At 65.7% G+C, this 19,300-nt stretch carries 17 protein-coding genes and 1 pseudogene; 11 read left to right on the top strand and 7 right to left on the bottom strand.

All coding sequences use genetic code 11. The features are described from left to right. Positions 1-56: 56 nt before the first annotated feature. Together CRM90_RS27640 and CRM90_RS31610 are read left to right on the top strand one after the other, a co-directional pair. Positions 57-158, top strand: a pseudogene (locus CRM90_RS27640) (rhodanese-like domain-containing protein); the annotation flags it as partial. A gap of 28 nt (positions 159-186) precedes the next feature. Beyond that, positions 187-324, top strand: a complete 138-nt coding sequence (locus CRM90_RS31610) for a DUF8730 family Cys-rich protein (protein WP_494337762.1) — start codon at positions 187-189, stop codon at positions 322-324. A gap of 27 nt (positions 325-351) precedes the next feature. On the opposite strand, the gene bfr is transcribed toward CRM90_RS31610, so the two are convergent. Then, positions 352-840, bottom strand: coding sequence for a bacterioferritin (gene bfr / locus CRM90_RS27645; protein ID WP_036341926.1), 489 nt, complete (start codon positions 838-840; stop codon positions 352-354). A gap of 418 nt (positions 841-1,258) precedes the next feature. Here bfr and CRM90_RS27650 point away from each other — a divergent pair, with 418 nt between their 5' ends. Genes CRM90_RS27650 through CRM90_RS27685 form a run of 8 tightly spaced genes read left to right on the top strand, consistent with a single transcriptional unit; the run spans position 1,259 to position 12,619 of the window. After that, the gene (locus tag CRM90_RS27650) at positions 1,259-3,796 is read left to right on the top strand and encodes an ABC transporter ATP-binding protein/permease (RefSeq protein WP_102810077.1); all 2,538 of its coding nucleotides are present in this window, start codon (positions 1,259-1,261) and stop codon (positions 3,794-3,796) included. After that, complete coding sequence (locus tag CRM90_RS27655; protein ID WP_102810090.1) at positions 3,793-5,553, top strand: ABC transporter ATP-binding protein; 1,761 nt, start codon at positions 3,793-3,795, stop codon at positions 5,551-5,553. The genes CRM90_RS27650 and CRM90_RS27655 overlap by 4 nt, the downstream gene beginning before the upstream one ends. A gap of 54 nt (positions 5,554-5,607) precedes the next feature. Beyond that, a complete protein-coding gene (locus CRM90_RS27660) occupies positions 5,608-5,976 on the top strand; it encodes a hypothetical protein (RefSeq protein WP_102810078.1) in 369 nt (122 codons plus the stop codon). A 24-nt stretch (positions 5,977-6,000) separates the two neighbouring features. Continuing rightward, complete coding sequence (gluQRS, locus tag CRM90_RS27665; RefSeq protein WP_102810079.1) at positions 6,001-6,885, top strand: tRNA glutamyl-Q(34) synthetase GluQRS; 885 nt, start codon at positions 6,001-6,003, stop codon at positions 6,883-6,885. A gap of 45 nt (positions 6,886-6,930) precedes the next feature. Continuing rightward, positions 6,931-8,400, top strand: a complete 1,470-nt coding sequence (locus tag CRM90_RS27670) for an ABC transporter permease subunit (RefSeq protein ID WP_102810080.1) — start codon at positions 6,931-6,933, stop codon at positions 8,398-8,400. Next, on the top strand, positions 8,397-9,170 hold the full coding sequence (locus tag CRM90_RS27675; protein ID WP_102810081.1) for an amino acid ABC transporter ATP-binding protein: 774 nt from the start codon (positions 8,397-8,399) through the stop codon (positions 9,168-9,170). The genes CRM90_RS27670 and CRM90_RS27675 overlap by 4 nt, the downstream gene beginning before the upstream one ends. Positions 9,171-9,199: 29 nt before the next feature. After that, on the top strand, positions 9,200-10,573 hold the full coding sequence (locus CRM90_RS27680) for a flavin monoamine oxidase family protein (protein WP_102810082.1): 1,374 nt from the start codon (positions 9,200-9,202) through the stop codon (positions 10,571-10,573). A 51-nt stretch (positions 10,574-10,624) separates the two neighbouring features. Further along, complete coding sequence (locus CRM90_RS27685; RefSeq protein WP_102810083.1) at positions 10,625-12,619, top strand: Ig-like domain-containing protein; 1,995 nt, start codon at positions 10,625-10,627, stop codon at positions 12,617-12,619. Between the two features lie 49 nt (positions 12,620-12,668). Here CRM90_RS27685 and CRM90_RS27690 read toward each other — a convergent pair whose 3' ends face one another. Genes CRM90_RS27690 through CRM90_RS27700 form a run of 3 tightly spaced genes read right to left on the bottom strand, consistent with a single transcriptional unit; the run spans position 12,669 to position 16,063 of the window. Next, on the bottom strand, positions 12,669-13,889 hold the full coding sequence (locus CRM90_RS27690; RefSeq protein ID WP_102810084.1) for a cytochrome P450: 1,221 nt from the start codon (positions 13,887-13,889) through the stop codon (positions 12,669-12,671). Positions 13,890-13,905: 16 nt separating this feature from the next. Further along, positions 13,906-15,138, bottom strand: a complete 1,233-nt coding sequence (gene tgt, locus CRM90_RS27695) for a tRNA guanosine(34) transglycosylase Tgt (protein WP_102810085.1) — start codon at positions 15,136-15,138, stop codon at positions 13,906-13,908. Positions 15,139-15,163: 25 nt separating this feature from the next. Beyond that, on the bottom strand, positions 15,164-16,063 hold the full coding sequence (locus CRM90_RS27700; RefSeq protein ID WP_102810091.1) for a haloalkane dehalogenase: 900 nt from the start codon (positions 16,061-16,063) through the stop codon (positions 15,164-15,166). 182 nt (positions 16,064-16,245) lie between these two features. Between CRM90_RS27700 and CRM90_RS27705 the strand changes: the two genes are divergently transcribed. Next, a complete protein-coding gene (locus tag CRM90_RS27705) occupies positions 16,246-16,758 on the top strand; it encodes a lipoprotein LpqH (protein ID WP_102810086.1) in 513 nt (170 codons plus the stop codon). A gap of 55 nt (positions 16,759-16,813) precedes the next feature. Here the strand turns inward: CRM90_RS27705 and CRM90_RS27710 are convergent, their stop codons facing one another. The 3 genes from CRM90_RS27710 to CRM90_RS27720 all read right to left on the bottom strand — a co-directional run bounded on the left by CRM90_RS27710 (position 16,814) and on the right by CRM90_RS27720 (position 19,155). Further along, positions 16,814-18,175, bottom strand: coding sequence for a WS/DGAT/MGAT family O-acyltransferase (locus tag CRM90_RS27710; protein WP_102810087.1), 1,362 nt, complete (start codon positions 18,173-18,175; stop codon positions 16,814-16,816). Positions 18,176-18,316: 141 nt separating this feature from the next. Continuing rightward, positions 18,317-18,601, bottom strand: a complete 285-nt coding sequence (locus tag CRM90_RS27715) for a hypothetical protein (RefSeq protein ID WP_102810088.1) — start codon at positions 18,599-18,601, stop codon at positions 18,317-18,319. 116 nt (positions 18,602-18,717) lie between these two features. Continuing rightward, entirely contained in the window at positions 18,718-19,155 is a 438-nt protein-coding gene (locus CRM90_RS27720; protein ID WP_102810089.1) for a hypothetical protein, read from the bottom strand. Between the last annotated feature and the right edge of the window lie 145 nt (positions 19,156-19,300).

The following is a 19,300-nucleotide window of genomic DNA, read 5'->3' on the forward strand; positions in this document are numbered from 1 at the left end:
GACGCCCTCGCCAAGATCAGCCACGGACTTGAACACTAAATTGAGCCAAGTCGGGTTCCAGTGTGGCCGCATCGCTGTTGCGCGCCAACGGTATTCAGAACGTGTCCGACCTGCTCGGCGGACACAACGCGTGGGTCGCCGCGCACGCGACCGTGTGACCGTAGATCAACGAAAGGAATTCAGAACATGTGCTACGCAGTCAACTGCCCGGCCTGTGGCAAGACGACGTGGGACGGCTGCGGCCAACACGTCGAAGGTGTGATGCGGGCGATCCCGCCCGAACAGCGGTGTCAGTGCAACGGGCGCACGGAGCCGCGCCGGTGATCGCGGGCCCCGGGGACAGCTGACGGTCTAGTCGAGCGAGCCCGGGGGGCGGGACACGCACTGCGCCGAGTAGAGCTCGACACCGAGCTTGTTCATCAGCTCGAGCTGCGTCTCGAGGTAGTCGATGTGGTGTTCCTCGTCGGCGACGATGTCCTCGAAGAGGTTGGCCGTGGTCGAATCCTGCTTCTCGCGGCACAGCACGATGGCCGGCTTCAACCGGTTGACCACTTCGTACTCCAGTGCCAGGTCGCTCTCGAACTGTTCGCGAATCGTCTGGCCGATGTTCAACGTGCCGATGCGTTGGTAGTTGGGCAGCCCATCGAGGATCAGGATCCGGTCGGTGACGCGCTCGGCGTGGCGCATCTCGTCGAACGATTCGTCCCGGGTGTGCTTGGCCAGTTCGGTGAAGCCCCAGTTGTCCTGCATCTTGGAGTGCAGGAAGTACTGATTGATAGCGGTCAGTTCGCTTGTCAGCTGCTGATTCAGGAGCGTGAGAACCTCGCTGTCGCCCTGCATTCACTTTCTCCTGTCATCGCACTCAAACCACAATTAGCGGGCTGCCGAATTGGGCTGTAACTACTCAATACCGTATGAGGTGAATCTAGTACAGGACCACCGCGTGAGCGGCGGTTCTCGCCGCACCAGATCGGTGTTGTCGCGCTTGCACTTTGGCACGTTGCGAAGCCGTCGGCAACTTAGATGAGGCTGGGCTGCCTTCACGAGAATGTAGTAAGTCTGGGCTTGGTTTTTGACCCCGCAATAAGTCCCGCGCGACATCTCGCATTATGTAATTGTCGCCGACGAAATTTTCGGTATTCGAACCGACAACTTGCCATCCGCGTGCGGCCCCACCCGGCGGGAGAGGGAGGCCTGGCGCGTTAGTTAGCTTAGGTTAAGCTAACTAACCGATGATCCGCGAGCAGAGGACACCGTGATGGGACGAGGTCTCCAAGGAGCCATGCTGCGCGGATTCGGAGGGCGCGACCATCTCGCGACGGTCGAACAAGTCGAGCACATCGCACCACACTGCGTCCGGATCACCATGTCCTCGCCGACCCTGTTCGACGACGTCGACGCCGGGCCGACGACCTGGCTACGGTTTTGGTTTCCCGATCCGGCCGGGGGAAGCACCGAGTTCCAGCGCGCCTACACGCTCGTCTGGGCCGATCCAGCCGCCAGCCGCTTCGCCATCGACGTCGTGCTCCACGAGCCGGCCGGACCTGCCTGCACGTGGGCCTCCGCCGCCGCACCAGGGATGACCATTGCGGCCGTGTCGCTGGGATCGTCACCGTTCGCGGTGCCCGACGAACTCCCGGCGGGATTTCTGCTCATCGGGGACTCGGCATCCATCCCGGCGATCAACTCCATCGTCGCCGCACTGCCACCCGAGGTCGACGTCGAGGTGTACCTCGAACGCCATTGCGACCACGACGAACTCATCCCCCTCGCCGAGCACCCGCGCCGCCGCCTGCACTGGGTGACCCGAACCGACGACACATCACTGGCAGCAGCCATCGAGGACCGAGACTGGTCCAACTGGTCGGCCTGGGCCGGCCCGGAGGCCGGTGCGCTCAAACATCTGCGCAAACGACTGAAGGACACGTTCGGATTCCCCAAGACCGAAGTGAAAGCCCAGGCGTACTGGACGCGAGGGCGCGAGATGGGCAGCACACGCAACGACGCTGCCGCGGCCACTGAAAGCGCCACGCCCACACAGCCACCGACACAGTCGGCCGCCGCCAGGGGCACGTGGCGGTCCCAGGCGGGCAAAGACCTTCTCGCACCGGTGAAGTCGCAGCTGATCGTCGCCGGCGTGCTGCAGGCACTGCTCACACTGCTCCAACTCGCCCCGTTCGTGGTCCTGGCCGAGCTGGCGCAGCAGCTTCTCAGCGGCGCCGACCAATCCCGGGTGTGGAACACGGTCACCGTGTTCGTCGTGCTGCTGACCACCGGCACCACACTGGGTGCAGTTCTGGTGCTGTGGCTGCATGTGGTCGATATGCGGTTCAGCGCCGAGGTGCGGCGCCAACTACTCGACAAACTGGCCCGAATGCCGTTGGGCTGGTTCACCGAACGCGGTTCGGGCTCGGTGAAGAAGCTCATCCAGGACGACACACTGTCGCTGCACTACCTGGTGACGCACGCGGTATCCGACGCGGTCGCGGCGGTGGTCGCGCCCATCGCGGTGCTGATCTACCTGTTCGCCGTCGACTGGGGCATGGCGCTGATCCTGTTCCTGCCGATCCTGGTCTATATCGTCACCACCTGGACCATGGTCTATCAGAGCGGCCCGAAGATCGCCGAGGCATCCCGCTGGGCCGAGCAGATGAACGGGGAGTCGGCGTCATTCCTGGAGGGCCAGCCGGTCATTCGGGTGTTCGGCGGCACGGCGGCTTCGTCGTTCCGCCGCCGACTGGACGGCTACATCGCGTTCCTCAACGAATGGCAGCGCCCGTTCATCGGCAAGAAGACCTTCATGGATCTGGTGACCCGACCGAGCACGTTCTTGTGGCTCATCGTCACCGCGGGTACCGCGTTCGTGGCGGCCGGCTGGACGACGCCCACCGCACTGCTGCCATTCCTGTTGCTGGGCACCACGTTCGGCAGTCGCCTGCTGGGCATCGCCTACGGTCTTGGCGGCATCCGGGAAGGGACCCAAGCCGCGCGGCGCATCGCGGTCACGCTTGACGACACCGAATTGAGCACCCGGCCCATGGAGGCACCCGCATCACCCGCGCCGGCAGGCGTGACTTTCGACGCAGTCAGCTTCGGTTATCGCCCCGGCGTCCCGGTGATCCACGACGTGACGCTGACCCTCGCGGCGGGAACGGTGACCGCTCTGGTCGGTCCGTCGGGCTCGGGCAAATCCACCCTGGCGGCACTGCTGGCGCGCTTCCACGACGTCGATGCCGGAGCGATCCGCATCGACGGCCGCGATATCCGCACCATGTCCCCCGACGAGCTGTACACCCGGGTCGGGTTCGTGTTCCAGGACATCCAATTGGTCGCAGGCACCGTGCGTGACAACATTGCGCTCGCCAGTCCGGCGGCTGCACCCGCCGATATCGAACGGGCAGCGCGCACCGCGCAGATCCACGACCGGATCCTGCAGTTGCCTGACGGATACGACACCGTCATCGGGGCGAACACCCCGCTGTCGGGCGGTGAGAAGCAGCGCCTCACCATCGCCCGCGCACTGCTGGCCGACACCACGATCCTGATCCTCGACGAGGCCACGGCCTTCGCAGATCCCGAATCCGAATATCTGGTGCAGCAGGCTTTGAGCTCTTTGATCGACAACCGCACGGTATTGGTGATCGCCCACCGACTGCACACCATCACCGGTGCCGACCAGATCGTAGTGCTCGACGGTGGCCGCATCGCCGAGGTCGGCACCCATTCGCAGCTGCTCGCCACCGACGGCCGCTACCGACGCCTGTGGGACGGCCGGCTGGCCGGTGCCGCCCGATGATCCGCACCCTGATCCGGCTGATTCCTGCCGAGAGTCGCGACCAGCTCACCAGCTACGCTGCGCTGACGCTGATTTCGGTGATCCTGCGAGCGGCCAGCGCGCTTCTGCTGGTGCCGCTGCTCGCCGCGCTGTTCGGTCCGCACGCCTCGGATGCATGGCCGTGGGTGGGTGCGCTCACCGCGGTCACCGCCGGCGGGTGGGTTGTCGACATGGTGGTGGCCCGCATCGGTTTCAGTCTCGGGTTCACCCTGGCCGACACCACGCAGCACTCGATGGCCAACCGGCTCACCGATGTTCCGCTGCGGTGGTTCACTGCCGACAACACCGCGGTTGCCCGCCAGGCCATCGCGGCCAGCGCGCCGGAACTGGTCGGTTTCGTCGCAAACCTGCTCAGTCCCTTCGTCGGTGCACTGCTGTTGCCCGCCGCGATCACAGCCGGCCTGTTTCTGATCTCCTGGCAGGTCGGCGTGGCGGCGGCGATCGCGTTGCCATTCCTCCTCGGCGCCCTGGTCGCCAGCCAGCGACTGGTCCGGGCCGCCGACGCAGCCGACGCCAGCGCCCACAGTGCTCTCACCGAACGCCTGGTGGAATTCGCTCGCACCCAGCAGGCGTTGCGGGCCAGCCGCCGCGTCACCGCCGCCCGGAGCCAGACCGGGGAAGCCCTCACCGCCGTGCGGGGCGCAACCGCGCGGCTGCTGCTATTCCAGATCCCCGGTCAGCTGTTGTTCAGCGTGGCCAGCCAGGTCGCGCTCATCCTGCTGTCGGCCACCATCACGACGCTGGCCCTCCGCGGCCAACTCGGTGCACCCGAGGCGGTGGCGCTGGCCATCGTCATGGTGCGCTTCCTGGAACCGTTCACGGTGCTGGCCGACTTGTCGGGGGCGGTGGAATCGGCCCGCGGCCTGCTGGACCGGCTCAACACCGTCACCACCGCACCAGTGACCGCACAGCCGGCGCGAGGTGCATTGCCGTTGGGCGAATCATTGCTTCCCCGAATCGAATTCCGCTCGGTGAGCTTTGGCTACCAGGGAACCGAGGTACTCAAGGACCTGTCGTTCACCCTCGAACCCGGAACCACCACCGCGATCGTCGGCCCGTCCGGTTCCGGCAAGAGCACGATCCTGTCGCTGATCGCCGGGCTGCACACCCCCGAGCGCGGCCAGATCGTCTTCGGCGGCATCAACACCGCCGATATCGATCCGGACGCACGCCGCGCTGTGGTCAGTGTGGTGTTCCAGCATCCATACCTGTTCGACGGGACGATCGCGGACAACATCCGCGTCGGGCATCCCGAGGCCGACGACGACGCGCTGCACCGGGCGATGAGCTTGGCGCGTGTCGACGACATCGTTGAGCGCCTTCCCGACGGCGCACAGTCCACCGTCGGCGAGGCCGGTGGCGCGCTGTCCGGCGGCGAGCGCCAACGGGTCAGCATCGCAAGGGCATTGGTCAAGCCGGCAGGCATTCTGCTGATCGATGAGGCGACCAGCGCGCTGGACACCGAGAACGAAGCGGCAATCACCCAGGCGATCAACGACGATCCCCTGTTGCGGACCCGGGTGATCATCGCGCACCGCCTCGACGCCATCCGGCACGCCGACCAGGTGTTGTTCGTCGACGCGGGCACGGTCGTCGAGCAAGGCAGCATCGACGAACTCACCGCACGTGGTGGGCGTTTCGCGGAGTTCTGGCGGCAACAGGAATCCAGCGCGGGATGGCGGATCGCCGCGGACAGGGCCGGCCAGCGCGTCGGGTGAATTTGTGAGGGCTCGCGCCGTTTACCGACAGCTACTCGCGGGCACGCCCCAACCATGTCAGTGACAGCGTTCAAGGACCTTCCGCTGACCGACCGCGACCGCAAGTGGGATGGCGACGCGGCCGAGAAGCGAGTCCGAAAATGGGCCGATGCCGAAGATCAACCGAACGAGAAGTACCGCGTCGCGCACGTCTGGTACGACAGCGACAACAAAGACAACTTCACCGCCTACAAACTGCTGATCGCCGACATCATCAACGGCAAGCTGACGGCGGTGCCCCGCGGGATCATGGCAGCCGGCGCGATCATGCAGGGCTCACGCGGCGGTGTCGACCTGCCCGACAAGGACATCGAGCGGGTCAAGAGCCACCTCGCCAAGTACTACGCCAAGATGGACGAAACCGCGCCGTGGGAACGGGACTGAGCTCCCCTGAGCTAGATTGCGGGCGTGACTCGCCCAACGCCGGGCGCAGGCCGGTTCGCTCCCAGCCCCTCCGCCGACCTGCACATCGGCAACCTGCGCACCGCAGTGCTGGCGTGGCTCTTCGCCCGCTCGACAGGCCGAAACTTCCTGATGCGCATCGAAGATCTCGACGACCGCACCCACGACGACGTGGCGCAGCGTCAACTCGACGATCTGGCCGCTATCGGCGTCACATGGGACGGTGAACCGCAATGGCAATCCCGGCAGCGGGAACGCTACGACACGGCGATCGCCGGGTTGGCGGAGCGCGACCTGGTGTACGAATGCTATTGCAGCAGAAAAGATATCCTCAGCGCACCGCGCGCGCCACACGCCCCGGAAGGGGCGTATCCGGGCACCTGCCGTGACCTATCTACCGCCGAGCGGGCCGCCAAACGAGAGACGGGGCGACCGCCCGCGCTGCGGCTGCGTGCCGAAGCCGGCGAATTCACCGTCACCGACGTCATCCATGGCCGCTACACCGGGGTCGTCGACGACTTCGTGCTGCGCCGCGGTGACGGGGTGCCGGCCTACAACCTGGCCGTGGTGGTCGACGACGCGCGCTCCGGCATCGACCAGGTGGTCCGCGGCGACGACCTGTTGGCGTCCGCCCCTCGCCAGGCCTACCTGGCCGGGCTCCTCGGCTACCCGCAGCCGGAGTACGCCCATGTGCCGCTGGTCCTCAACGCCGAAGGCAAGCGACTGGCCAAACGCGACGGCGCCGTCACCCTGGCCGAACTCGGAGTGGCCAGGACGTTCGCCCTGATCACCGAATCGCTGGGCTGGCCGTCGTCGAACATGGCCGAGCTGCTGCGCCACTTCGACCCGGCCAGGTTGCCCCGCGACCCGTGGGTGTATCAACCGGTTTGATCGCAACCCTTGGCGGGCATCTCCCACAGCATTACTGTCCGCCGAATGCGTCATCTACCACGTGCAGCACTGCTGGCCATCGCGATGGTCGCCGCAGTGCTGATCGGCGGCTGCGCCAAGTCCGATAGTGGCGACCCGCTGTCCTCCGGTGTGCTGCGGGTCGGCACCGAAGGCACCTATGCGCCGTTCAGCTTCCAGGATCCCGCCACCGGACAACTCGCCGGTTACGACGTCGACGTCGCCAACGCGGTCGGTGAGAAACTCGGCAAGAAAGTCGAATTCGTCCAGACACCATGGGATTCCATCTTCGCCGCGCTCGAAGCCAACCGGTTCGACGTGGTGGCCAACGAGGTGACCATCACCCCGGAGCGCAAGAGCAAATACGACCTTTCCGAACCGTACTCGGTCGGTGAAGGCGTCATCATCACCCGGGCCGACGACAATTCGATCACCTCGCTGCGCGATCTCAAGGGCAAGACCGCCGGTGCCAGCATCACCAGCAACTGGGCGCAGGTGTCCCGCGACGCGGGGGCGACGGTGGCCCCGGTGGAGGGATTCACCCAGGCGATCACCCTGCTCAATCAGGGCCGGGTGGATGCTGTGGTCAACGACAGCATCGCCTTTCACGCCTACCAGGCCGAGACCGACAACCAATCGGTGAAGATCAGCGCGACGATCGGCGACAAGAGCGAACAGGGCTTCGCCGCCCGGAAGAACAGCGGTCTGCTGCCGGATCTGAATCGCGCCCTCGACGAGCTGAAGGCCGACGGCACGTTGGCCGCGATCTCCCAGAAGTACCTGAAAGCCAACGCCACCGGTGCACCCGCATCCGGGGGCGCCGAAGCCGGCCACCGCTCGGTGTGGCAGCTGATCGGGAAGAACTTGTGGCCCTTGGCCAAGGCCGCGATCACGGTGACCATCCCGCTGACCGTCATCAGCTTCGCCATCGGTCTGGTGATCGCGCTCGTGGTGGCCCTCGGCCGGCTGTCCAGGAACGTGGTGGTGTCGAACATCGCGCGGTTCTACATCTCGGTCATCCGCGGCACACCCCTACTGGTGCAGTTGTTCATCATCTTCTACGCACTGCCGCAGATCGGCATCAAACTCGACCCGTTCCTGGCGGCGGTGATCGCGTTCAGTCTCAACGTCGGCGGCTACGCCGCCGAGATCATCCGCTCGGCGATCCAGAGCATCCCGAAAGGTCAGTGGGAGGCCGCCGAGACCATCGGCTACCACTACGCCGGTGCACTGCGACGGATCATCCTTCCGCAGGCAGCCCGGGTTGCGGTCCCACCGCTGTCCAACACCCTGATATCACTGGTCAAAGACACCTCGCTGGCATCGACCATCCTGGTGACCGAACTGCTGCGTACCGCACAGGTGGCCGCTGCGCCGACCTTCGAGTTCTTCGCGCTGTACGGCACCGCCGCAGCGTATTACTGGATCATCTGCCTGGTGCTCTCGTTCGGTCAGAGCCGCCTGGAGCACCGGCTGGAAAGGTACGTGGCGCGATGACTGACACCAGCGGCGCAACCGAATACCGAGTCGTCGCCGACGGCGTCGAGAAGGCGTTCGGAGACAACAAAGTACTCAAAGGCGTGTCGTTCACGGTGCGGCGCGGAACGGCGACCGCGATCATCGGACCGTCCGGGTCGGGCAAGACAACGTTGTTGCGCACGTTGAACGCGCTGGACCGCGCCGACGCCGGCGTGATCCGGATCGACGATGTCGAGATCGACTTCGCCACGCCGACAACCAAATCCGAGGTGCGCAGGTTTCAGTCGCAAAGCGGGTTCGTGTTTCAGGGTCACAACCTTTTCCCTCACAAGACGGTGCTGCAGAACATCATCGAAGGCCCGGTGATCGTGCAGAAGCGCCCTAAAGAGGAAGCGATCGCCGATGCGGTCACACTTCTCGACCAGGTCGGACTGGCCGACAAACGCGATCAGTACCCCTACCAATTGTCCGGCGGACAGCAACAGCGGGTCGGTATCGCCCGGGCACTGGCGCTCAAGCCCAAGCTGGTGTTGTTCGACGAACCGACGTCGGCACTGGATCCCGAACTGGTCGGCGAGGTGCTCTCGGTGATCAAGGAACTGGCCGTCGAGGGCTGGACGATGGTGATCGTCACCCACGAAATCCAATTTGCCAGACAGGTTTCCAACCAGGTCCTGTTCACCGATGGTGGAGTGATCCTCGAACAGGGCCCGCCCGACGAGGTGCTCGGCAATCCGAAGGAAGTCCGAACCCGCCAGTTCCTCGAGCGGGTCCTCAATCCCCTGTAGCCGGACCGGCGCTGTGCCACAGTGTCCAGATGCCGAAGCAGACGCAGGTAGACGCGGACGTCGTGATTGTCGGGGCCGGGCTTTCCGGAATGATCGCCGCCCGCACGGTGCTGGCGGCCGGACTGACACCGGTCGTGTTGGAAGCCGACGAGCGCGTCGGCGGTCGCATCCTCACCGAGGAGGTCATCCCGGGCCTACCCGTGGAGCTCGGCGCCCAATGGATCGGCGACACCCACGAAAGAATGTTCCGGCTGGCCGCCGAACTCGGCGTCGAGACCTACCCACAGTTCGACGACGGTGAGACGTCCTATGACCTTGTCGGGTCGGGAGTGTTGCGCGAGAGCGAATTCCACGCACGCTTCGCCGGCGAACTGGCCGAGCTGGAGCGAGTACTGCGCCGGCTGGACGAGCTCGCCACCGAGGTGCCCGTCGACGCTCCGTGGTCGGCAACCCAAGCGGCCGAATGGGATTCCATCACCGCGGGCGCATGGTACGACGCCCAGGGACTGTCGCCGGTGGCCCGCACCCTGGTGGAGATCTGCACGGTCGGGATTCTCGCGGTGCCGACCGCGGAGGTGTCATTCCTGCACCTGCTGTTCACCATCCAGACCTGCGGGGTGACCTCGGAGCTGTTCGCCGAATCCGAAGGAGGCGCCCAGACCACCCGGTTCGTCGGCGGCACGGCCGAGATCCCGCGCCGACTGGCCGCGCTGATCGCCGATCACATCATGCTGAGGGTCCCGGTACAGCTGATCGAGCACTCCGCCGACAGTGTGAGCGTGCACTGCCGCGGCGGAGTGGTCGCCCGTGGGCGCCGTGTGATCGTCGCCATCTCACCGACTCTCGCGGGCCGCATCATGTACGACCCTCCGCTTCCCGGGACGCGCGATCAGCTCACGCAGCGTCTGCCCAATGGGTCCGCCATGAAGGCGTTCTTCGTCTACGACGAACCCTTTTGGCGCACTGACGGATTCAACGGCCAGCTGATCTCCGATGTCGGCCCGGCCCGGATGTCCAACGACACCTGCATCCCCGGCGACGATCACGGGGTGATCCTGATGTTCCTCGAAGGCGAACAGGCCCGCACCTTCGGTCGCCTACCCGAAGACGAACGCCGTGCGGCGCTCACCGCCGAGCTGGTGCGCCATTACGGCGGCAAGGCCGCCCATCCCGAGTTCTACGTCGACGGCGAATGGTCGGACCGGCAGTGGACCCGCGGCTGCTACAACGCCAACCTGGGCCCGCACGTGTGGACGGCCTACGGTCCGGCTCTGTCGGCACCCATCGGCGTGATCCATTGGGCATCAACCGATACTGCGACGTATTGGAGCGCCTACATGGAGGGGGCAGTCGACGCCGGTGAGCGGGCCGCCCGCGAAGTTGTTGCCGCGCTGACCGACTGACTTACGCTACGCTACGCATCGTAATCACGCCGTTTGCGAGGGGGTCCTGAGATGAGCCGTTTCGCCGACCACTGTGATGGCCGTGGCTACGGTGGACTCGTCGGCCGAGTCGGCGCGCTGGCGCTGTTCCTCGGTATCGGGATGGCGGTGAGCCCCGGCCTGGCCTCCGCCGACCCCAATACCGCCGATCACGCGTCCTCACGCGCTCACTCCGGCGCCGTCAGGGCACCGAGTGCCGCGAAACCCTCAGCGAACAGCTCGATTTCGAGCGCTGCCCGGGATACCAGGGGCTCGATGAACAGTTCGCGCCCGGTGGGTGCTCGCTCACCGCGCCCAACGAAGCCGGTCGCGGCCCGCCGGTCCGGTCAGGCACCGGCACGTCTTCCCGCGCCTGACGACGCGCTGGCGGCCGCAGCCCAGTGGATACGGCGACAGGTCGGCGTTACCTTCTTCAACGCCTCACCCTCCATCGGCTACGACCCCGCCCAAAACGGCACCTCCCCCTACGGCGTCGTCACCGGCAGCCTCAATGCCACCGATCGCGAAGGCGACCGGATTTCCTATGTGCTGACCTCGGCGCCTGCGCACGGCAGCGTGATCATCAAGGCTGACGGCACGTTCTCCTACGTGCCCAACGCTGAGTTCGCCGCCTCGGGCGGCACCGACACCTTCACCGTCCAGCCCAGTGACCACGCCGGAAATCCATTCCACATCAACCTCGCCGGCGTTCTGAACGCCGACCCGACCGGCGGCCAGACGCAGATCAGTGTCACCGTCGCACCCGACTCACCCGCTCCGCCGGATCAGCTCCAGATGGAGGCCCTGGCCGCGCAGATAGCCAATTCGCCCCAGCTGCAATGGACGAAGAACGTTCTGCGGCCATGGTGGATCGCTCTGGCGGCGTTGAAATACCTCCCTGCCGGTGGGCTGGACGCCGGTAACGTGACCCGGCTCAACCAAGCCCTTGACGAGTTCACCTTCGGTGTCGCCATGCGGATGGTCAACACCGACCCAGCTCGCCCGAAGATCCTCACCTACGAGATTCCACCCCACGACTGGGGCCCGTTGGCCATCGCGGGCGGCCGTTGGGCATATGACAATCCCGATTCGGTGTATCGGACCATTCCGGTCAACGCCAAGTACTCGTACGTGATCACCGGCAAGTTCGTCGGCGATCCGCCGGCTGACCTGAATTTCTCGGTGTACACCGACCCGAACGTCACGAACTCGGTCGACAACATCGGACTACACGATCTCGTGGTCAATCCGGACGGAACGTTCACGATCACGGTGAACACCGCATCCGACGATGGCACTCCCAACCACCTGCACATGACCCACGACGCTCAGCAGGTCTTCATCCGCGACACGCTGGGGCAGTGGACGGACTCGCCAGTCGAGTTGTCGGTCCAGCGCGTTGACGCGCTTCCGGCTGCCGCCCCGAAGACCTACGACCAATTGGTGCACGGGGCCGTCTCACTGGCGCTCACCTCAGGAGTCGCGCTCTACGGGTTGATGCTGCTGCCATTCATCCAGCCGGTCAATTCGTTGGGTAAGCCCACCCACACCTTTGGAACCCTGTCCACGCAACGACAGAGCTCGACGTTGTTCCACCTCGACGACGACCAGGCGATGGTCATCACGGTGACACTCGGCGACGCCGGGTATTTCACCACCCCGGTCACCGACGCGTGGACCATCACTCCCGACTACCGAAATCACCAGAGCAGCTTGAACTCTTCGCAGGCCGTGCAGAATCCGGACGGCTCCTACACGTTGGTGCTGTCCAAAACGGATCCGGGAGTTGCCAATTGGGTCGACACCGGCGGGCTCTCCCAGGGCAGTCTGTTCGTCCGGTGGCAACTGCCGAACGCCAACGCTGATGCCGGCCCGCCGACAGTGACCTCGCGCGTGGTGCGCGTGGAAGACCTGGCATCGGCGCTGCCGTCGAGCACCGTCTACGTCACCCCTGAGCAGCGGGCGCAGCAACTCGTTGCGCGGCAGCAGGCCTACGACTCGCGCTTCAACCGGTTTTTCGTGGCCTAGAACGACTTCCGCTGCGGCATCATCGGTAACGGTCAACCGTGCGCCGGCTCTATACAGCGACGTCCAGGCGCGCCATGCCGCGCAGCGTGACATGCGGCTTGTAGGTCGGCTCAGCGGCCAGCCGCGCCTGCGGGAAACGGCGGGTCACCGCGGTCAGGGCAACCGCGGCCTCCATGCGCGCCAGCGGCGCACCGAGGCAGAAGTGCGGTCCGTGCCCGAATGCCAGGTGGCGGATCGGGTTTCGGGTCGGGTCGAAGTCGTCGGGCCGCTCGGTCGATGCCGGATCGCGATGTGCCGCCGCCAGGAGCAGCATCATGATGTCGCCCTTGGGGATTCGCGTGTCACCGATCTGCATGTCCGCGCCGGCCACCCGGCTGGCCAGTTGCACCGGTGGGTCGTAGCGCAGTGTCTCCTCGATGATGTTCGGGGCCAGGCTCGGGTCGGCGCTCAATGCCTTCCAGTGCTCGCGGTGCCGCAACATCGCCAGGATGGCATTGGCGATGAGATTGACCGTCGTCTCGTGCCCGGCGATCAGCAGCAGGTTGCAGGTCGCGACGATCTCCTCTTCGGTGAGCTGGTCACCGGATTCCTCCACGGCGATCAGGCCCGACATCAGGTCGTCGCGGGGCTCCGCGCGGCGGCGCTCCAGCAGTTCGCGCAGGTAGCCGCGCAGCCACATTCCGGCCTTCAGCCGTTCTTCCAGCCCCTGGGGCTCGCCGGTGAACGTGGCGAACGGATCTAGTCCCTGCGCCAAAAGTGTTGATGCCGAGCTGAACTGCGGTTCGTCCTCGATCGGCACGCCGAGCAACCGACAGATCACCGCCACGGGCAGCGGATGTGCCAGCTGCTCGATGGCGTCGAATTCGCTTGTCTCGGCGACTTTGTCGAGCAGATCGTCGACCATGGTGGCGATGTCGGGCTCCAGCGCCTTGACCACCCGGGGCGAGAACGCCTTACTGACCAGTTTGCGCAATCGGGTGTGATCGGGCGGGTCGAGGAACAGAAATCCGGGGGTGCCGAACGGCCGGGGCTGCTCACCGGCGTCGATGGCCCGCTGCGCGGCGGTCGATTTCAGCCGGTCGCTGCACGAGTCGGGGTGCCGCAGCACCTCGTCGCAGTCGGCGAAGCTGGACATCACGTGCAGGGTGGACTCGGGAATCAGCATCGGGCTGCGGTCGAGGATCTGCCGGTACACGGGGTACGGGTTGGCCCGGTTGGCGGGGTCGAGCAGTTCTACCAGCAGCTCTTGCGGCTCGGCGGCAGCAGTCATCTACCTATTGTGCACGCTATTGTGCACGCGTCGAATGGCCGTAGTACCTGCCGAGAGCATCCTCGCGGAGTTCGTCGAACTCACCCGCCACGATCGCGGCGCGGATCTGGTCGACCAGGCGGATGATGAACCGCTCGTTGTGGATCGTGCACAGCGTGGCGGACAGGATCTCCTTGGCTTTGAACAGGTGATGCAGGTAGGCCCTGGTGTAGTTGGCACAGGTGTAGCAGTCGCAGTCGGCGTCGATCGGGGTGAAGTCCCGCCGGTAGCGTGCGCCGGTGATGTTGAAGCGCCCGGTCGGCGAGTACACCGCCGCGTTGCGCGCCACCCGCGACGGCGACACGCAGTCGAAGGTGTCGGCACCCGCGGCGATAGCGGCGAACAGGTCGTCGGGCTCACTGATGCCGAGCAGGTGACGGGGCTTGTCGTCAGGCAGCTCGTCGACGCACCACCCGACGATCGTGGCCAGGTTCTGCTTTTCCAGCGCTCCGCCGATGCCGTAACCGTCGAAGCCACGCCCCTCGGAATCGACGATGCCGGCCAGGTCCCGCGACGCCTGACGCCGCAGGTCCTCGTACTGCGCGCCCTGAACCACCCCGAACAGCGCCTGCGCGGGCCGCTCCGGACGTTCCGCGGTCAGCCTGCGGTGCTCGGCGATGCAGCGCACCGCCCAGGCTTGGGTGCGTGCGACCGACTCCTCTTGGTAGCCACGGGTATTCACCAGCGTCGTCAACTCGTCGAAGGCGAAGATGATGTCGGCACCGATCTTGTGCTGAATCTGCATCGACACCTCGGGAGTGAACCGGTGCGTCGAGCCGTCGAGATGCGAAATGAACGTCACGCCGTCGTCGTCGACATGCGCCAGCCGCTGCTTACCCTCGGCGATCACGTCGTCGGCCTGTACCCGATTGGCGTCCATCGACAGGACCTTGCGGAACCCGGCACCCAGGGACAGGACCTGGAACCCGCCGCTGTCGGTGAACGTCGGCCCCGGCCAGTTCATGAACGCGCCGAGACCACCTGCCTCGTCGACGATGTCAGGGCCGGGCTGCAGGTAGAGGTGGTAGGCGTTGGACAGAACGGCTTGCGCACCCAGCTCGCGCATCGTCTCGGGAAGCACCGCCTTCACGGTGGCCTTGGTGCCGACGGCGATGAAAGCCGGGGTGTGGATGTCGCCGTGGGGCGTGTGGATCACGCCGCTGCGTCCCCGCCGGCCGGGCAACTCCGCGTCGACGGTGAAGAAAGGCACGTCGACATCTAACCAGCGCGCCGCCTCACTCCAGGAACCGCACGATGTGGCCGGCCAGCTCCTCGCCCGCATCCTCTTGGATGAAGTGCCCGGCCCCGTGCAGCGTGGGGTGTTCGCGGCCCTGTGCTCCTGCCATCTGCTGGAAGATCGGCGCCATCGCCCCGGTGATCGGGTCGCCGTCGCTGAAGGCCACCAGCATCGGCGTCGAACCGGCGGTCAGGGTCGCCCAGGCGCGCCGGTTCGCCTCCGACGCGGGGTCGTCTGGGGTGGTGGGCACCAGTCCGGGCATTGCCCGCGCAGCGGCGGTGAAGCTGTCGTCGGCGAAAGGGGCGTTGTAGGCCTGGCGAACGTCGTCGCTCATCGGCCGCAGGCATCCCGACTCGACGAATCGGCCGACATCGATGCTGGGCGAGTCCTGGATGGCGCGGCGGAACTGCCACCACACCTCGGGCATGTTGAAGTCACCTGTCGGCAGACCGGTGTTGGCGACGACGATGCGGGTGAATCGGTCCGCGTTCTCCGCGACCAGGCGCAGCCCGATCAGCCCACCCCAGTCCTGTCCGAACAAGGTCACTCGGTGCAGATCGAGGACGTCGAACGCGAGTGCGCGCATCCACTCGACGTGGCGGGCGTACGTGTGGTCCTCGCGGCGGGTGGGTTTGTCGGAACGCCCGAAACCGACCAGATCCGGACAGATGACCCGATGCCCCGCGGCAGTGAGCACCGGGATCATCTTGCGGTACAGAAACGACCACGTCGGTTCGCCATGCAACAACAGAATTGGATCGGCGCGCTCCGGGCCTTCGTCGATCCAGGCCACTCGTAGACGGCCCCCCTCGTCATCGTCGAGCTCGCAATAGTGCGGTACATAAGGGAAATTCGGAATTTCAGCGAATCGCTCGTCGGGTGTACGCAATGTCTGCATGACCGTGAAGATACCGACTTTGCCTGCGCGGCCCGTCATTTGCCCCGATGATGAGGAAAGTTTCGGCTCCTTGACTGGCAGACGAGCTTTTTGTCCATTCTTGCCATCCCCCGGAATCGGCGCACCATAATTTTCTCGATGATCTGTCAACGTCGATGGATCACCTACATAAGGAGAAATCGGTGAAGCGTGCATTGGTGGTGACCGTTGCCGGCGCCGCGGTCCTGGTGGCCGGATTGTCAGGTTGTTCGAAAAACGACAACAAATCAACGTCGACGACGAGCGCAACGGCGAGCACATCCGCGGCCGCTACGACGACGAGTGCGGCGGGATCCCCCAGCGCGACCGCCGGTGCAGGGACCGCCAAGGTGACGATCGACGGTCAGGCGCAGAACGTCCAGGGTCAGGTCGTCTGCGCGACGGCCGGCGGCAACCTCAACATCGCGATCGGGGAAGCGACCACCGGCATCGCCGCCGTCCTGTCCGCGGATGCCTCTTCGGTGCAGTCGGTCGGCCTGGGCAACGTCAACGGCGTGACGCTGGGTTACACCGCAGGCGTGCCCGGTGGGGCGAATGCCACCGCCACCAAGGACGGCAACACCTACACGATCAGCGGAACCGCGACGGGCGTCGACATGGCCAACCCGATGCAGCCGGTGACCAAGCCCTTCGAGATTCAGGTCACCTGCCCGTAGCGGCAGGCAGGACGAAGCGGCGGCGCCCCGAGGGGTCGCCGCCGCTTTCGTGTGACTAGACCCCAACCGCCTTTTCCAGCCCGGCCAGCGAGTCCTCCAGCTGAGCCAGCAGCCGCTGCAGATGCGGGATGCTGCGCCGGCAGCCGACCAGACCGAAGTCGAGGTTGTCGGCGTTGTTGGACATCGTGATGTTGAGCGCTTGGCCGTCGAGCGCGATCGACAACGGATAGTTGCCGTCCAGGCGTGCGCCGTGCCAGTACAGCGGCTCGCGGGCACCCGGCACGTTGGAGATCACGATGTTGAACGGGGGCGCTGCCGCGGCGGCCAGCGCCGGCAGCAGGGTCAGTGCCAGCGGCGCCATGTTGAACGCCGACAACGCGAGCTGCTGGATCTTGGGCAGCTGCAAGAACACCTCTTTGTTGCCACTGATCGACGCGTTGATCGCCGCCAGGCGCTTGGCCGGATCACTCTCGTCGGTGGCGAGGTTGCACAGGATGGCGCCGACCTGGTTGCCGCCGCTGGACTGGTCGTGCTCGTCGCGCAGATTGACCGGAACCATGGCGATCAGCGGTTTGTCGGGCAGGGCGTCCTGCTCGATCAGGTAGGCCCGCAGGGCTCCGGCGCACATCGCCAGGATGACGTCGTTGACGGTGACACCGGCGGCGTCCTTGATCGCGATGATGCGTTTGACCGGCCAGGACTGCGCGGCCACGCGACGAGCCCCACCGATCGGGACGTTGAACATCGTCTTGGGCGCCTCGAACGGAAGGGTCAGCTGCTGTTCGAGCAGGGCAGCTCGCGCGATGGTCACCGCTGAGGGCGCCAACCCCGCGAGTGATCCGGCCGCTCGTCTCAGCCCGCCCAGCGGCGACGCGCCGCCCTTGTCCTTGTTACGTGCGCGCGGCCTGATGGTCCACGGCGCCCGGATCTCGTCGTCCAGCGGATCTGTCGAGAGGGTGCGCCGAGTCAGCTTCATCGCCGAGACACCGTCGAGCAGCGAGTGGTGGACCTTGGTGTAAACGGCCACCCGGCCGTCGTTGAGGCCCTCGACCAGATGGGTCTCCCACAGCGGCCGGTGCCGATCGAGCAAACTGCCGTGCAGCCGCGAGGTCAGTTCGAGGAGTTCACGGACCCGACCGGGCTGGGGCAGCGCCGAGCGGCGCAGGTGGTATTCGAGGTCGATGTCCCGGTCGAAGGCCCACGTCAGGTTCGCGATGCCGCCGAAGAACGCACCGGGATGCTTACGGAACGTCGGTTGCACGTCTTGGTAGGTGAGCAGGTCGTTGTAGATGCCAGCCAGGAACTCCGGGCCCATACCCTCGGGCGGCTCGAACAGCTGCAGGCCACCGACGTGCATGGGATGTTCTCGGGACTCGGCGAGCAAGAACATCGAGTCGGTCGGTGAAATCAGCTCCATCGATGACCTCCGCTTAGATTTCTAACCCGTGTGCCCATTACACCGGTTTGCCACACGGATTTCCTCGCGCCGTCGCACCCGGGTCAGCGGTGGCCGCCGCGAGTGTTGCGGATGGATCCGCACAACGGAATGGGCTCGGGGTCAGTGGTGTCCGCCGCCGCCCCCACCGCCGCCACCGCTGTGGTTGCCGCCGTTGAAGCCGGGCTCGGCCACTTCAGCCTCGGTGAGCTGATCGCTGGTGTCGGGAATCATCGTCGGGGCGCAGTTCATCGAGAAGCTGTCCTCGGTGTCACTGTCCTGGCACTGGGCCGCCAGCCGCGGCGCGGGCTCGGCGATGGCGAACACCGCGACAGCCGGCGCCGCCGCGATCGCCAATCCGATTGCGACATAGAGCAATCGTCGGGTGTTGGTCGAAGCGGTCGTCATGATCTCAAACCCCCTGGCATACAAGGTTGAATCCTCAAAGCGCCAGGGTAGGTGAGGTTCCTGGGAATCGCGACGCGTCGGGCGCTATTCACAGCCATGCCGCAGCCGGTGCGGTGTCAGCCGGCCGTGCCGATGCCACTTCTGGAGATCGTGAATCCGCGACCGCCCGCCACGGTGCAACTGACCCCGCTCTCCTCGGAGAGGCACGTGAATTGTCCGAGCGCCATCGTCTTTCCGTAGGCGAGCGTCGGGATCCCCTGCGCGGCGTCGCCAAGGCAGCTCACGCCGGTACACGACTTGAACGTCCCGTCGTTGTTCAGCGTGACGGACTGGGGTGGGCTGTCGGTCTGGCAGTAGACCCCGTCTTCGCCGACGCGGCCGCCGGTGTTGATCTCACAACTGATGTTGCGCGACGGGGAGTAGAAGCCGCAGTACTGGCCCACTGATGTGCAGACCGAATCGTCAGCCGCCGCACCCGGTGCACCGAGAACCGAGCCGACGACGAAAACGGTTGTCGCCCCGACAAACACCCGAGCCCGCAGATCTTTCGCCATGCTTACTACCTTGACTGAAGGGCGCACGGTTTGCTGGCGATTCAGCAAACCACCTGCGCCGAGCGTGCGGGTTGTCGTCGACATATCGCGCTTGGGTTCAGGGGTCTAGTGCAACAGCTCCTAGCTGAGGAGTTGTTGCATGCGT

This window comes from Mycobacterium sp. ENV421 (genome assembly GCF_002887815.1).
Lineage (GTDB): Bacteria > Actinomycetota > Actinomycetes > Mycobacteriales > Mycobacteriaceae > Mycobacterium.

Coding starts and splice junctions, on each gene's coding strand:
- bfr (WP_036341926.1), bottom strand. CDS start 840: ATGCAGGGCGACAGCGAGGTTCTCACGCTCCTGAATCAGCAGCTGACA.
- CRM90_RS27680 (WP_102810082.1), top strand. CDS start 9,200: ATGCCGAAGCAGACGCAGGTAGACGCGGACGTCGTGATTGTCGGGGCC.
- CRM90_RS27675 (WP_102810081.1), top strand. CDS start 8,397: ATGACTGACACCAGCGGCGCAACCGAATACCGAGTCGTCGCCGACGGC.
- CRM90_RS27670 (WP_102810080.1), top strand. CDS start 6,931: ATGCGTCATCTACCACGTGCAGCACTGCTGGCCATCGCGATGGTCGCC.
- CRM90_RS27650 (WP_102810077.1), top strand. CDS start 1,259: ATGGGACGAGGTCTCCAAGGAGCCATGCTGCGCGGATTCGGAGGGCGC.
- CRM90_RS27720 (WP_102810089.1), bottom strand. CDS start 19,155: ATGGCGAAAGATCTGCGGGCTCGGGTGTTTGTCGGGGCGACAACCGTT.
- CRM90_RS27685 (WP_102810083.1), top strand. CDS start 10,625: ATGAGCCGTTTCGCCGACCACTGTGATGGCCGTGGCTACGGTGGACTC.
- CRM90_RS27700 (WP_102810091.1), bottom strand. CDS start 16,063: ATGCAGACATTGCGTACACCCGACGAGCGATTCGCTGAAATTCCGAAT.
- CRM90_RS27715 (WP_102810088.1), bottom strand. CDS start 18,601: ATGACGACCGCTTCGACCAACACCCGACGATTGCTCTATGTCGCAATC.
- CRM90_RS27655 (WP_102810090.1), top strand. CDS start 3,793: ATGATCCGCACCCTGATCCGGCTGATTCCTGCCGAGAGTCGCGACCAG.
- CRM90_RS27660 (WP_102810078.1), top strand. CDS start 5,608: ATGTCAGTGACAGCGTTCAAGGACCTTCCGCTGACCGACCGCGACCGC.
- CRM90_RS31610 (WP_494337762.1), top strand. CDS start 187: ATGTGCTACGCAGTCAACTGCCCGGCCTGTGGCAAGACGACGTGGGAC.
- CRM90_RS27690 (WP_102810084.1), bottom strand. CDS start 13,889: ATGACTGCTGCCGCCGAGCCGCAAGAGCTGCTGGTAGAACTGCTCGAC.
- CRM90_RS27710 (WP_102810087.1), bottom strand. CDS start 18,175: ATGGAGCTGATTTCACCGACCGACTCGATGTTCTTGCTCGCCGAGTCC.